This window comes from Kluyvera chengduensis (genome assembly GCF_044197065.1).
Taxonomy (GTDB): Bacteria; Pseudomonadota; Gammaproteobacteria; order Enterobacterales; family Enterobacteriaceae; genus Kluyvera; species Kluyvera ascorbata_C.
Genome location: NZ_JBIQOI010000013.1, coordinates 39,761 through 53,108 on the forward strand (window position 1 = coordinate 39,761; position 13,348 = coordinate 53,108).

The window sequence follows — 13,348 nt, forward strand, 5'->3', positions numbered from 1 at the left end:
CGGTTACTCTCCTTGTGCTGGGGCGGGGGCTGGCTGCTCGGGTACAGCAGCAGCGGCAGGTTCCGCTGACGTAACGGCAGGCTGTGCCATCAGGTTACGCACGCGGGTCTGCATCAGTTTTTCCAGGATCGGCTGGCTTTGCAGGGTTTCAGGGATGTCCATGGCGATGCTCTGCTGGCTGAGCTGGTCTATCTGATCGAGGAACGTCTTCGTGGCAGCATCGTCGGTGTCGTAGTAAGCGCGTACCCAAGTCGAGACGTTATCCAGCGCCTGCTTGAAGGTTTCATCCTGGTGGCGTGGCACCGCTTGCGACGCGGAAAGAAGCTGGGCGCGGATGTTTTCCCGCAGGTAGATATCCTGATTCGGCGCCAGCAGCGGAACGGCGGTCTCATCGCGGCGGCGAATAGTAATAAAGCTGTCCATAAAGTTCTGCCAGCTTTTCTGCAGGTTCACGCGCCATTCGCTGAGCGACGCCGACAGTTCGCTGTCGTCGTTATCCATCGGTGAATCATCGGTATTGTTGTCTGCCAGACGCAGGTTATCGACCTGGTTGGCGAGCTGATTCACCTTGAGGATAATGCCGTCGTAATCCACCTGTGACACGGCGGAGAGGCTGGCAATATCTTCGGTGATCGCACGGCGAGCGGCGATTAAGCTCGGGTCGTTCATATCCGCCAGGCTGGCGTCTGCGCTTTTCAGCAGCGCAGCGGCGGTAGTGACGTCCTGGTCGCTCCACAGCTTACGTCCGGCCAGCTTCACAAGGAAGTCAGACTGGGCCAGCAGCCAGGTTTTCGAGTCGGTGCCGGAAATAGCCGCCACTTTCTGCTGCATTTCATCCAGCTGTTTCGCCATGTCGGCCTGCTGGGTTTTGGCTTCCTGCAGCTGTTCAGCCTGTTGTTTAAGCGTGGTTTCCAGCGCCTCTTTTTGCGCATCCTGCGTTTTTTGCAGAGCAATAAGCTGATTGGCGAGGGTGTCGCTGGTCTGCGTCTGGTTGACGGCCTGCTGTTTGCCCCAGCCGTACAGGCCTATACCTGCCGCCAGCGCGATGGCGATAGCGACGGCGCTCAGCGCCAGGCTGGTTTTCCCGCCGTTATTTTTCTTCTCAGCATTTTCCGGCTTACGAGCTTCGGGCTGCGGCGAGGTTTTCACCGCATCTTCGGACTCTTCAACCACGGCGGAGTTTTCTTTTTGTTCCGTCATTATGGCTTCCAATTTTGAGAGTTATTGTAGTGCGCGCAGCAGCGCATCGTTGTCTGCGCCATCGGCAACCTGAATATCCTGCCAGCCCAACTCCTGGGCCAGTTTTGCAATACGCTCACTCACCACCAGTAACCGACAGGTGAGCAGCCAGCGCTCGCGGTACCAGAGAGGGATCAGCGTCCAGAGTTGTTGCAGCATTTCGCCGCTGGTCACCACGAGAGTGTTGACGTCTCTCGACTGCCAGCGCATGGCTTCTTCGGCGCCGTCATAGTGGATGGCGCAACGCTGATAGCATTCGCACAGGGTGACATCAGCACCGCGCGCGGTCAGCGTCTCGGCTAGCAGTTCACGCCCGCCGTTGCCGCGTAGAATCAGCGCCTTCTTGCCCGCAATAGTTTGCAATTCAGGTAATTGTAGCAACACTTCGCTAATTTCCCGATCTAATGGGTAGCGAATATCGAGGCCGCTCACCTGATGGAGCGCCAGCGCCGTGGTGCGGCCAATAGCAAAATAACGAGGCGTCGTGGGCCAGTTTTGGCGCTGTTGCTTGAGCTGGGCGTGTGCAAAGCTCACCGCATGCTGCGAAAGGGCAAAAACTAAATCACCTTCCTGCAGTTCACTCAGCGCGGGTGCCAGCCTGTTCAGCTCGCGCCCGGGCGTGAAATCAATCAGTGGAAAATTCCAGGCTACTCGACCCTGAGCGCGCAAACGGCTGACTAACTCTTCACCTTGCGGGGAGGGGCGGGTAACCAGGATGGTCATACGGCGGCATCTCCGTCGTAAACGGCGGCAAGAATCGCGCGAGCCCCGCTATCCAGCAGTTCATCGGCGAGCTCAATGCCCATACGCTCGGCATCTTCAGGCTTGCCGCGTCGCTCGCCGCATACCATTTCGCTACCGTCTGGCGCGCCAACCAATGCGCGCAGCCACAGTTCGCCGTCTTTTAGTTCGGCGTAGCTGCCGATAGGCACCTGGCAACCGCCTTCCAGACGCGTGTTCATGGCGCGCTCGGCGCGAACGCGAATGGCGGTGTCATCGTGGTTTAACGGCGCGAGCAGCGCGCGGGTCTGTTCATCGTCCAGACGGCATTCGATGCCGACGGCACCCTGACCGACGGCCGGGAGCGACTCTTCTGGCGACATCGGTTGACGAATACGATCGTTGAGCTCAAGGCGTTTGAGCCCCGCGACCGCCAGAATGATGGCATCGTATTCACCGTTATCGAGCTTGCTAAGGCGCGTGCCGACGTTGCCGCGTAGCGAGCGGATCACCAGATCCGGACGACGCTTGGCTAACTGGCACTGGCGACGCAGACTGGAGGTGCCGACGATACTGCCTGCCGGGAGATCGTCCATGCAGGCGTAATGATTGGAGACAAAGGCATCGCGCGGGTCGTCTCGTTCGCAGATGGTCACCAGTCCAAGCCCTTCCGGGAACTCAACCGGGACATCTTTCATCGAGTGCACGGCGATGTCTGCACGGTTTTCAAGCAGCGCAAGCTCAAGCTCTTTGACGAACAGCCCTTTACCGCCCACTTTGGCCAGCGGCGTATCGAGGATGATGTCCCCTCGCGTGACCATCGGCACGAGCGTCACCGTAAGCCCTGGATGGCAGGCCATCAGGCGTTCTTGTACATAGTGCGCTTGCCAGAGAGCGAGCGGACTTTGGCGTGTGGCAATTCTCAAAACTTTGTCTAACATGCTTGTTACCGTCGTTATCGTCCATTGACCATCCTAACATTGTTGCCCTAATGATGTTAGTTTTCACGGTCTTCGTAAAAATTCTTGCTGGGAATTAAGGGGTATGCACGAAGCGTGCCTTGAGAGTCAGTAAAGGTAAGCATAAACGGGGTTGTGTTTACCGTTCATTACTGGCACTGTCATGATCGTATGCCGGGGTTTACAGCAGCATTCAATGCTACACTTGTTGTAGTGCAACATTCTTTACGGTCAACCGGCAAGGTGTTAAATTGATCACGTTTTAAACCATTTTTTGTCCGAATTTTGATAATCACAACGGCGGACACAAAACGGTAACGGTTCTTCTTGTTGAAATATTAAAACCTCCGTACCGCTCTGACAGGATACGTCGAGGTTTTGAACATCAGGCGATATGTCTTGTACCTCTATATTGAGACACTGAAACAGAGACTGGATGCCATCAATCAACTGCGCGTGGATCGCGCGCTTGCTGCCATGGGACCTGCTTTCCAACAGGTTTACAGTCTACTGCCGACATTATTACATTATCATCATCCGCTGATGCCGGGTTACCTCGACGGTAACGTTCCCAAGGGCATCTGCCTCTACACGCCTGATGAAACCCAACGCCATTATCTTGATGAGCTCGAGCTGCACCGCGGCATGCCGCCGCAGACCTCCGCAAAAGGTGAACTGCCGATTACCGGCGTTTACTCTATGGGAAGTACCTCATCGGTAGGCCAGAGCTGCTCTTCCGACCTGGATATCTGGGTCTGCCACCAGTCGTGGCTCGATAATGATGAACGCCAATTGTTACAGCGCAAATGCAGCCTGCTGGAAAGCTGGGCGGCATCGCTGGGCGTTGAAGTCAGCTTCTTCCTGATCGACGAAAACCGTTTCCGTCATAACGAAAGCGGCAGCCTCGGTGGCGAAGACTGCGGTTCAACGCAGCACATTTTACTGCTCGACGAATTTTACCGCACGGCGGTCCGCCTCGCGGGCAAACGTATTCTGTGGAATATGGTGCCGGGCGAAGAAGAAGATCATTACGACGATTACGTGATGACCCTTTATGCCCAGGGCGTCCTGACGCCGAACGAATGGCTCGACCTCGGTGGATTGAGCTCGCTCTCCGCCGAAGAGTACTTCGGTGCCAGCCTGTGGCAGCTCTATAAGAGCATCGACTCACCGTATAAAGCGGTGCTGAAAACCCTGCTGCTGGAAGCCTATTCCTGGGAATACCCAAATACGCACCTGCTGGCAAAAGACATTAAACAGCGCCTGCACGATGGCGAGATCGTCTCCTTCGGTCTCGATGCCTACTGCATGATGCTGGAGCGCGTGACCGAGTACCTGAAGGCGATTGAAGATGAAACCCGCCTCGACCTCGTGCGCCGCTGCTTCTATCTGAAGGTGTGCGAAAAGCTCAGCCGCGAACGCGCCTGCGTTGGCTGGCGTCGTGAAGTGGTGGGTCAACTGGTGAAAGAGTGGGGCTGGAGCGAAGAGCGTCTGGCGATGCTCGATAACCGCGCCAACTGGAAAATCGACCAGGTCCGCGAAGCGCACAACGAGCTGCTCGATGCGATGATGCAGAGCTACCGTAACCTGATTCGCTTCGCCCGTCGTAACAACCTGAGCGTTTCCGCCAGCCCGCAGGATATCGGCGTGCTGACGCGTAAGCTGTACGCCGCGTTTGAAGCGCTGCCGGGTAAAGTGACGCTGGTGAACCCGCAGATCTCCCCGGACCTGTCCGAACCGAATCTGACCTTTATCTATGTTCCGCCGGGACGCGCCAACCGTACGGGTTGGTACCTTTACAACCGCGCGCCGAACATGGAGTCCATCGTCAGCCATCAGCCGCTGGAGTATAACCGCTATCTGAATAAGCTGGTGGCCTGGGCTTGGTTTAACGGCCTGCTGACCTCACGTACGCGCCTGTTTATTAAGGGCAACGGTATTGTCGATTTGGCAAAACTGCAGGAGATGGTCGCTGACGTGTCGCACCACTTCCCGCTGCGTCTGCCTGCGCCAACGCCGAAAGCGCTCTACAGCCCGTGCGAAATTCGCCATCTGGCGATTATTGTTAACCTCGAATATGACCCGACGGCGGCCTTCCGCAATCAGGTTGTGCATTTCGATTTCCGTAAGCTCGATATCTTCAGCTTCGGCGAAGATCAGAAATGCCTGGTCGGTAGCGTCGACTTGCTGTATCGCAACTCGTGGAACGAAGTGCGTACGCTGCACTTTAACGGCGAGCAGGCGATGATCGAAGCGCTGAAAACTATCCTCGGGAAAATGCACCAGGATGCCGCGCCGCCGGACAGCGTCGAAGTGTTCTGCTATAGCCAGCACCTGCGCGGTTTAATCCGTACTCGCGTGCAGCAGCTGGTGTCCGAGTGCATCGAACTGCGCCTTTCCAGCACCCGTCAGGAAACCGGCCGCTTTAAAGCGCTGCGCGTCTCCGGGCAGACCTGGGGCCTGTTCTTTGAACGTCTGAACGTGTCGGTGCAGAAGCTGGAAAACGCCATTGAGTTCTACGGCGCTATCTCACATAACAAGCTGCACGGGCTTTCCGTTCAGGTTGAGACTAACCATGTTGAGCTGCCACAGGTGGTCGATGGTTTCGCGAGCGAAGGGATTATTCAGTTCTTCTTCGAAGAGTCGGGTGAAGATCAGGGCTTTAATATCTACATTCTTGACGAGAGCAACCGCGCAGAGGTGTATCACCACTGTGAGGGCAGTAAAGAAGAGCTGGTGCGCGACGTCAGCCGTTTCTACTCGTCATCACACGATCGCTTCACCTATGGCTCAAGCTTTATCAACTTCAACCTGCCGCAGTTCTACCAGATTGTGAAGGTAGATGGGCGCGCGCAGGTGATCCCGTTCCGCAGCCAGGCTATCGTGCCGCCGCCGTCCAATCAGGACAATAACAACGCACCGTTGTTGCAGCAGTATTTCTCTTAATCATGATGCCGGATGGCGGCTCCGCCTTATCCGGCCTACTCGCTTCGTGCCGTTTGTAGGCCGGATAAGGTGTTTACACCTCCATCCGGCAATCCACCTTAGCGGAAGCTAACCTCTTCACCCGCCTGCTGCGTCGCCGCCTGCTCAAGCAGATCCCAGAAGGTTTCGCCGCTGCGGTCGCAAATCCACTCATCACCCTTCAGGTCAAAATGGTAGCCCCCCTGTTTCGTTGCCAGCCACACCTGGTGCAATGGCTCCTGACGGTTAATAATAATTTTGCTGCCGTTTTCAAAACTGATGGTCAGCACGCCGCCGTTGATCTCGCAGTCGATATCGCTATCGCCGTCCCAGTCGTCCAGACGCTCTTCGATGGTCAGCCACAGGGTATCGGCGAGGCGATGAAATTCACTGTCGTTCATTGTTGTTTCCCGTTATTTAGTGATGGCGGCAGTATAGCGTGAAACAAATCACGTTGCAGTCAGGTGCTTAACGCTTGCTTTTGCGCCTTCTCCTGCGATGATAGAAAATAGAAAGCATTGAACTACAGGCATCTTAAGAATGAATAAGATTTTTCGACCGCTGGCAGTGTTACTTGCATTATTTAGCCTCGCAGGCTGCGGCCTGAAGGGCCCACTCTATTTTCCACCGGCTGATAAAACGGCGGCTCCGCCGACGAAACCCGTCACTCAACCGATTCAGAGCAGCTCTCCGGATCGTAACGACCGCGGTGATAACGGCGGCCCGACGCAGGTTAATTACTAATATTACCGTTCCGTTCCGCGCAAATGGAGTAGATGATGCAGTTCTCTAAAATGCATGGCCTCGGCAACGATTTCATGGTCGTCGACGCGGTAACGCAGAATGTCTTTTTTTCGCCCGAGCTTATACGCCGACTGGCGGACAGGCATCTTGGCGTGGGCTTCGATCAGCTGTTGGTCGTGGAACCGCCTTACGATCCTGACCTTGATTTTCACTACCGCATCTTCAACGCTGACGGCAGCGAAGTCTCCCAGTGCGGTAACGGCGCCCGCTGTTTCGCCCGCTTTGTGCGCCTGAAAGGGTTGACCAACAAGCGCGATATTCGCGTCAGCACCGCCAATGGCCGTATGGTCTTAAGCGTGACCGACGATGAGCTGGTCCGCGTGAATATGGGCGAACCGAACTTCGAACCGTCTCAGGTGCCGTTCCGCGCTAACAAAGCGGAAAAGACCTATATCATGCGCGCGTCTGAGCAGACAGTATTGTGCGGCGTGGTTTCAATGGGGAACCCGCACTGCGTGATTCAGGTCGATGATGTCGACACCGCGGCGGTAGAAACGCTGGGCCCGGTGATGGAAAGTCATGAACGTTTTCCAGAACGCGCTAACATTGGTTTTATGCAGGTAGTGAAACGGGACCACATCCGTCTGCGCGTTTACGAACGCGGCGCGGGTGAAACTCAGGCCTGCGGCAGCGGCGCATGTGCGGCGGTTGCCGTTGGCATCCAGCAGGGCTTGCTGGCGGAAGAGGTGCGCGTGGAACTGCCGGGCGGGCGACTTGATATCGCCTGGAAAGGCCCGGGCCAACCGTTGTTTATGACTGGCCCGGCGGCACATGTCTATGACGGATTTATTCACTTATGAAACACGTCGGGGAAGAACAGCAGGACGCTCTCACCACGCTGAATGATGGCGCGGTCGTGGATTATCTGTTGCAACATCCTGAATTCTTTATTCGTAATGCCGCAGTCGTTGAGCAAATGCGCGTCCCGCACCCGGTGCGGGGCATGGTGTCACTGGTCGAGTGGCACATGGCGCGTTCGCGCAACTACATTGCTATGCTGGAAGAGAACATGAGCCAGCTGATGGAGCAGGCGACGGCTAACGAAAGCCTGTTTTATCGCTTGCTGCATCTGCAAAATCGACTGGCCTGCGCGGAAAGCCTGGACGATCTCCTGCTGCGTTTCCATCGCTGGGCGCGCGAGCTGGGGTTGGCGGGCGCATCGCTGCGGCTGTTCTCCGACCGCTGGCGCCTTGGCGCACCTTCCAGGCATACCGATCTGGTGCTTTCCCGTCAGGCCTTTGAGCCGCTGCGCATTCAGCGCTTAGGCCAGGCCAACCACTATCTTGGTCCCCTCAACGGCCCCGAACTGCTGCTGGTGCTTCCTGAAGCGAAAGCCGTAGGATCGGTGGCGATGTCGATGATGGGCAGCGACGGCGATTTAGGCGTGATCCTCTTTAGCAGCCGCGACCCGCACCACTATCAGCCGGGGCAGGGTACACAGCTGCTGCAGGAAATCGCCCTGATGTTGCCGGGCCTGCTGGAACGCTGGATCGAGCGCGTATGACCAGTACCGAGCTAGGGCAAGCCGTTACCCGCTTTCTGCGCTATCTGGGCGTAGAACGCCAGCTTAGCCCCATCACGCTCCTCAATTACCAGCGTCAGCTTGATGCCATTATTGAACTGGTCGAAGGAATGGGCCTACAGAATTGGCAACAATGTGATGCTGCGATGGTGCGCAGTGTTGCGACTCGTAGCCGCCGCAAAGGGCTCGGTGCCGCAAGCCTGGCGCTACGCCTGTCGGCGCTGCGTAGCTTCTTTGACTGGATGGTGGGTCAGGGCGAGCTTCCGGCGAACCCGGCAAAAGGCATCGCCGCGCCGAAAGCGCCGCGCCATCTACCCAAAAATATCGACGTTGATGACGTTAACCGCCTGCTGGATATCGATCTCAACGACCCGCTGGCGGTGCGCGACCGCGCCATGCTGGAGGTGATGTACGGCGCGGGCCTACGTCTTTCTGAACTGGTGAATCTGGATATTAAACATCTGGATCTCGATACCGGCGAAGTGTGGGTGATGGGGAAAGGCAGCAAAGAGCGCCGCCTGCCGATTGGCCGCAACGCGGTGACGTGGATTGAGCACTGGCTCGACCTGCGCGGGCTGTTCGGCAGCGATGAGGACGCGCTGTTTCTCTCGAAGCTCGGCAAGCGTATTTCGGCGCGTAATGTGCAAAAGCGCTTTGCGGAATGGGGTATCAAGCAGGGGCTGAACAGCCACGTTAATCCCCATAAGCTGCGCCACTCGTTTGCCACCCATATGCTCGAATCGAGCGGTGACCTGCGCGGCGTGCAGGAACTGCTGGGCCACGCCAACCTGTCCACCACTCAAATCTATACCCACCTTGATTTTCAACACCTTGCCTCGGTGTACGATGCGGCGCATCCGCGCGCCAAACGGGAGAAATAATGCGTTTTTATCGGCCGCTGGGCGCTATCGCCGCGCTGACGTTTGACCTTGATGACACCCTTTATGATAACCGCCCGGTGATTGACCGCACGATGCAGGAATCGCTGGCCTTTGTGCGCGGCTACCATCCGGCGCTGGTTAACTTCGATGCCCGCACGTTGCAGCAGTGGCGTGATGAACTGTTAAAGACAGAGCCTGAAATTTACCATGACGTCACCGAGTGGCGCTGGCGTGCGCTGGAGTCCGGTATGCGTCAGCTCGGGCTGACGGCTCAGGAAGCCAAAGCCGGTGCCGACGCGGCGATGGCGAATTTCGCCCAGTGGCGCAGCCGGGTTGACGTGCCGCAGGAAACCCACGACACGCTGGCGAAACTGGGCCAGAAATGGCCGCTGGTGGCGATCACCAACGGTAATGCCCAGCCGGAGCTGTTCGGCCTGAGCGACTACTTTCAGTTCGTCCTGCGCGCTGGCCCGGACGGGCGCTCGAAGCCCTTTGCCGATATGTATCATCTGGCGGCAGACAAGCTCAACGTGCCGCTCGGCGAGATCCTGCACGTGGGCGATGATCTGACCACCGACGTGGCCGGTGCCATTCGCTGCGGCATGCAAGCCTGCTGGATCAAACCGGAAAATGCCGATCTGATGCAAACCGCAGACAGCCGTTTGTTGCCGCATGTCGAGATTTCCCGGTTGGCATCTCTGACCTCGCTGATATAATCGTAAGCAACTCTGTATAAATTCCCAGTGTATTTCTGGGACTCTTTTTTTCCGGCGGTGCCAATGGACGTTTCTTACCTGCTCGACAGCCTCAACGATAAACAGCGCGAAGCCGTCGCGGCGGAGCGGACCAATATGCTGGTGCTCGCCGGGGCTGGCAGCGGCAAGACGCGCGTGCTGGTGCACCGTATTGCCTGGCTGCAAAGCGTCGAGAACTGCTCGCCGTACTCCATCATGGCCGTCACCTTTACCAACAAAGCGGCGGCAGAGATGCGCCACCGTATCGCTGAGCTGATGGGCACCTCGCAGGGCGGCATGTGGGTCGGGACCTTCCATGGGCTGGCGCACCGTCTGCTGCGCGCGCATCACCTGGACGCTAATCTGCCGCAGGATTTCCAGATCCTCGATAGCGAAGACCAGCTGCGCCTGCTCAAGCGCTTGATCAAAGCGATGAACCTCGACGAGAAGCAGTGGCCGCCGCGCCAGGCGATGTGGTTTATCAACAGCCAGAAAGACGAAGGGCTGCGCCCACATCACCTGCAAAGCTACGGTAACCCGGTTGAACAGACCTGGCAGAAGGTTTATCAGGCCTATCAGGAAGCGTGCGACCGCGCGGGGCTGGTGGACTTTGCCGAGCTGCTGCTGCGCGCCCATGAGCTGTGGCTCAACAAGCCGCACATTCTCCAGCATTATCGCGAACGTTTTACCAATATCCTGGTGGACGAATTCCAGGATACCAACAACATCCAGTACGCGTGGATCCGCCTGCTGGCGGGCGACACCGGCAAAGTGATGATCGTCGGCGATGATGACCAGTCGATCTACGGCTGGCGCGGGGCGCAGGTGGAGAACATCCAGCGCTTCCTCAACGATTTCCCGGGCGCGGAAACTATCCGTCTGGAGCAGAACTACCGTTCAACCAGCAATATCCTCAGCGCTGCGAACGCCCTGATTGAAAACAACAACGGGCGTCTGGGCAAAAAGCTGTGGACCGATGGCGCCGATGGCGAACCGATTTCACTCTACTGCGCGTTTAACGAACTCGATGAAGCGCGCTTTGTGGTGAACCGCATCAAGACCTGGCAGGACAACGGCGGCGCGCTGACGCAATGCGCCATCCTCTATCGCAGCAACGCCCAGTCGCGCGTGCTGGAAGAGGCGCTGCTACAGGCCAGCATGCCGTACCGTATCTACGGCGGTATGCGCTTCTTCGAACGTCAGGAAATCAAAGACGCGCTCTCCTATCTGCGTCTTATCGCCAACCGTAACGATGACGCGGCGTTTGAACGTGTGGTGAATACGCCAACCCGCGGTATTGGCGATCGCACGCTCGACGTGGTGCGCCAGACCTCGCGTGACCGCCAGCTAACGCTGTGGCAGGCCTGCCGCGAGCTGCTGCAGGAGAAAGCCCTTGCCGGTCGCGCCGCGAGCGCCTTACAGCGCTTTATGGAGCTTATCGACGCGCTGGCGCAGGAAACGGCCGATATGCCGCTGCACGTGCAGACCGACCGCGTGGTGAAAGACTCCGGCCTGCGCATGATGTACGAGCAGGAAAAAGGCGAGAAGGGCCAGACGCGAATCGAGAACTTAGACGAACTGGTGACGGCAACGCGCCAGTTCAGCTACAACGAAGAAGATGAAGATTTAATGCCGCTTCAGGCCTTCCTGTCCCACGCGGCGCTGGAGGCCGGGGACGGTCAGGCCGACACCTGGCAGGACGCGGTACAGCTGATGACCCTGCACTCGGCGAAAGGCCTGGAGTTCCCGCAGGTGTTTATCGTCGGCATGGAAGAAGGGATGTTCCCGAGCCAGATGTCGCTGGATGAAGGCGGTCGCCTGGAAGAAGAACGCCGTCTGGCCTATGTTGGCGTCACCCGCGCCATGCAAAAGCTGACGCTGACCTACGCCGAAACGCGCCGCCTGTACGGCAAAGAGGTGTATCACCGTCCGTCGCGCTTTATCGGCGAGCTGCCGGAAGCCTGCGTGGAGGAGGTTCGTCTTCGCGCTACGGTCAGCCGTCCGGTGAGCCATCAGCGGATGGGCACGCCAATGGCGGAGAATGATACCGGCTATAAACTCGGCCAGCGCGTACGTCACGCGAAGTTTGGTGAAGGGACCATCGTCAACCTGGAAGGCAGCGGCGAACATAGCCGTTTGCAGGTAGCGTTTCAGGGGCAAGGAATTAAATGGCTGGTGGCAGCCTACGCCAGACTGGAAACGGTATAACTTTCAGAAAAATATCATTATTTTGTAACGATATGCTAGCCTTACTGAACAGAAGGTAATTAATCCCGGATAGCGTTTCGTTGCGTGTTGACGGCGTTTTTTTGCTGGCGTAACATGCGCGCACGATTACGCTAAGAGGACAAAGCCTTGGACACACCCAGTAGATGCTGGCTCACCTTCCTGTCATTCAGGAACAACTCCTAAGGCTATCCTCTTATGCTGATAGCCTTAGCGGTTGTCAGCGACTCGTATTTCCCGTCGCATTGAGTCAGGCTGTTTAATGGTCTGAAACCCCTGTAGTTTCTGTGTGCCCACCGGCTGTCCGATAATTTTTTGCATTGGGAGTCCCGGTCATGCTGAGCGCATTTCAACTGGAAAACAATCGTTTAACGCGTCTTGAGGCGGATGAGATCGATCATCTTGCCAGCTCGGTCTGGGTTGATTTAGTCGAGCCTGACGACGACGAACGAAACCGTGTGCAAAAGGATTTGGGCCAGAACCTGGCCACGCGCCCCGAACTGGAAGACATCGAAGCATCCGCACGTTTTTTTGAAGACGAAGACGGCCTGCATATTCACTCCTTCTTCTTTTATGAAGATGCGGACGATCACGCGGGTAACTCCACCGTGGCATTCACCATCCGCGAAGGGCGTCTGTTTACCTTGCGTGAACGCGAGCTGCCGGCATTCCGCCTTTACCGCATGCGTGCGCGTAATCAGGAGATGGCGGACGGTAACGCCTACGAGCTGCTGCTCGACCTGTTTGAAACCAAAATCGAACAGCTGGCGGATGAAATCGAAAACATCTACAGCGATCTCGAAAAGCTGAGCCGCGTTATTATGGAAGGGCACCAGGGCGACGAGTATGACGAAGCGCTCTCGACGCTGGCTGAACTGGAAGATATCGGCTGGAAGGTACGCCTGTGTCTGATGGATACCCAGCGTGCGTTGAACTTCCTGGTACGTAAGGCTCGTTTGCCAGCGAATCAGCTTGAGCAGGCGCGAGAAATCCTGCGAGATATCGAATCTCTGCTGCCGCACAACGAATCGCTGTTCCAGAAAGTTAACTTCCTGATGCAGGCGGCGATGGGCTTTATCAACATCGAGCAGAACCGCATCATCAAGATCTTCTCGGTGGTATCGGTAGTGTTCCTGCCGCCAACGCTGGTGGCGTCGAGCTATGGGATGAACTTCGAGTTTATGCCGGAGCTGAGATGGAGTTTTGGTTATCCTGGGGCGATTATCTTTATGATCCTGGCAGGGCTTGCGCCGTACCTGTACTTTAAGCGCAAGAACTGGCTGTAGTTGTGGCTGTGCC

General features: G+C 57.0%; 13 protein-coding genes. 9 read left to right on the forward strand and 4 right to left on the reverse strand.

The genetic code is table 11. From position 1 onward, the window contains the following. Positions 1-3 precede the first annotated feature (3 nt). The 3 genes from hemX to hemC are packed head-to-tail and all read right to left on the reverse strand — an operon-like array spanning position 4 to position 2,900. Positions 4-1,200 carry a uroporphyrinogen-III C-methyltransferase gene (gene hemX / locus ACH1XZ_RS21680; RefSeq protein ID WP_395597124.1) on the reverse strand — a complete coding sequence of 399 codons (1,197 nt, stop codon included), beginning with the start codon at positions 1,198-1,200 and terminating at the stop codon, positions 4-6. A 21-nt stretch (positions 1,201-1,221) separates the two neighbouring features. Further along, entirely contained in the window at positions 1,222-1,962 is a 741-nt protein-coding gene (gene hemD, locus ACH1XZ_RS21685; RefSeq protein WP_395597125.1) for a uroporphyrinogen-III synthase, read from the reverse strand. Next, on the reverse strand, positions 1,959-2,900 hold the full coding sequence (gene hemC, locus ACH1XZ_RS21690; RefSeq protein ID WP_395597126.1) for a hydroxymethylbilane synthase: 942 nt from the start codon (positions 2,898-2,900) through the stop codon (positions 1,959-1,961). Before hemC ends, hemD begins: the two co-directional genes overlap by 4 nt. Positions 2,901-3,317: 417 nt before the next feature. Between hemC and cyaA the strand changes: the two genes are divergently transcribed. Continuing rightward, positions 3,318-5,864, forward strand: a complete 2,547-nt coding sequence (gene cyaA, locus ACH1XZ_RS21695) for a class I adenylate cyclase (protein ID WP_395597127.1) — start codon at positions 3,318-3,320, stop codon at positions 5,862-5,864. 98 nt (positions 5,865-5,962) lie between these two features. On the opposite strand, the gene cyaY is transcribed toward cyaA, so the two are convergent. Beyond that, positions 5,963-6,283, reverse strand: a complete 321-nt coding sequence (gene cyaY, locus ACH1XZ_RS21700) for an iron donor protein CyaY (RefSeq protein WP_035896460.1) — start codon at positions 6,281-6,283, stop codon at positions 5,963-5,965. 139 nt (positions 6,284-6,422) lie between these two features. On the opposite strand from cyaY, the gene lptM reads away from it, so the two are divergent. The 8 genes from lptM (at position 6,423) to corA (ending at position 13,335) form a co-directional block, all read left to right on the forward strand. Beyond that, a complete protein-coding gene (lptM, locus tag ACH1XZ_RS21705) occupies positions 6,423-6,626 on the forward strand; it encodes an LPS translocon maturation chaperone LptM (protein WP_395597128.1) in 204 nt (67 codons plus the stop codon). A 35-nt stretch (positions 6,627-6,661) separates the two neighbouring features. Then, a complete protein-coding gene (gene dapF, locus ACH1XZ_RS21710) occupies positions 6,662-7,486 on the forward strand; it encodes a diaminopimelate epimerase (protein WP_185669777.1) in 825 nt (274 codons plus the stop codon). After that, on the forward strand, positions 7,483-8,190 hold the full coding sequence (locus tag ACH1XZ_RS21715; protein ID WP_185669768.1) for a DUF484 domain-containing protein: 708 nt from the start codon (positions 7,483-7,485) through the stop codon (positions 8,188-8,190). The genes dapF and ACH1XZ_RS21715 overlap by 4 nt, the downstream gene beginning before the upstream one ends. Continuing rightward, the gene (gene xerC / locus ACH1XZ_RS21720; RefSeq protein WP_395597129.1) at positions 8,187-9,089 is read left to right on the forward strand and encodes a tyrosine recombinase XerC; all 903 of its coding nucleotides are present in this window, start codon (positions 8,187-8,189) and stop codon (positions 9,087-9,089) included. Before ACH1XZ_RS21715 ends, xerC begins: the two co-directional genes overlap by 4 nt. Further along, on the forward strand, positions 9,089-9,805 hold the full coding sequence (gene yigB, locus ACH1XZ_RS21725) for a 5-amino-6-(5-phospho-D-ribitylamino)uracil phosphatase YigB (protein WP_395597130.1): 717 nt from the start codon (positions 9,089-9,091) through the stop codon (positions 9,803-9,805). Before xerC ends, yigB begins: the two co-directional genes overlap by 1 nt. Positions 9,806-9,868: 63 nt before the next feature. Beyond that, positions 9,869-12,031 (forward strand): DNA helicase II, encoded by a 2,163-nt coding sequence (gene uvrD / locus ACH1XZ_RS21730; protein ID WP_395597131.1) that lies wholly within the window; start codon positions 9,869-9,871, stop codon positions 12,029-12,031. 147 nt (positions 12,032-12,178) lie between these two features. Further along, positions 12,179-12,235 carry a YsgD/CorL family protein gene (gene ysgD, locus ACH1XZ_RS21735; protein ID WP_368301982.1) on the forward strand — a complete coding sequence of 19 codons (57 nt, stop codon included), beginning with the start codon at positions 12,179-12,181 and terminating at the stop codon, positions 12,233-12,235. A gap of 149 nt (positions 12,236-12,384) precedes the next feature. Continuing rightward, positions 12,385-13,335 (forward strand): magnesium/cobalt transporter CorA, encoded by a 951-nt coding sequence (corA, locus tag ACH1XZ_RS21740; protein WP_035896467.1) that lies wholly within the window; start codon positions 12,385-12,387, stop codon positions 13,333-13,335. Positions 13,336-13,348 lie beyond the last annotated feature (13 nt).

What these genes read in the sequence shown, in the direction of transcription:
- lptM (WP_395597128.1), top strand. Translation starts at nt 6,423, where the DNA reads ATGAATAAGATTTTTCGACCGCTGGCAGTGTTACTTGCATTATTTAGC.
- hemC (WP_395597126.1), bottom strand. Translation starts at nt 2,900, where the DNA reads ATGTTAGACAAAGTTTTGAGAATTGCCACACGCCAAAGTCCGCTCGCT.
- corA (WP_035896467.1), top strand. Translation starts at nt 12,385, where the DNA reads ATGCTGAGCGCATTTCAACTGGAAAACAATCGTTTAACGCGTCTTGAG.
- cyaY (WP_035896460.1), bottom strand. Translation starts at nt 6,283, where the DNA reads ATGAACGACAGTGAATTTCATCGCCTCGCCGATACCCTGTGGCTGACC.
- yigB (WP_395597130.1), top strand. Translation starts at nt 9,089, where the DNA reads ATGCGTTTTTATCGGCCGCTGGGCGCTATCGCCGCGCTGACGTTTGAC.
- uvrD (WP_395597131.1), top strand. Translation starts at nt 9,869, where the DNA reads ATGGACGTTTCTTACCTGCTCGACAGCCTCAACGATAAACAGCGCGAA.
- xerC (WP_395597129.1), top strand. Translation starts at nt 8,187, where the DNA reads ATGACCAGTACCGAGCTAGGGCAAGCCGTTACCCGCTTTCTGCGCTAT.
- dapF (WP_185669777.1), top strand. Translation starts at nt 6,662, where the DNA reads ATGCAGTTCTCTAAAATGCATGGCCTCGGCAACGATTTCATGGTCGTC.
- ACH1XZ_RS21715 (WP_185669768.1), top strand. Translation starts at nt 7,483, where the DNA reads ATGAAACACGTCGGGGAAGAACAGCAGGACGCTCTCACCACGCTGAAT.
- hemD (WP_395597125.1), bottom strand. Translation starts at nt 1,962, where the DNA reads ATGACCATCCTGGTTACCCGCCCCTCCCCGCAAGGTGAAGAGTTAGTC.
- hemX (WP_395597124.1), bottom strand. Translation starts at nt 1,200, where the DNA reads ATGACGGAACAAAAAGAAAACTCCGCCGTGGTTGAAGAGTCCGAAGAT.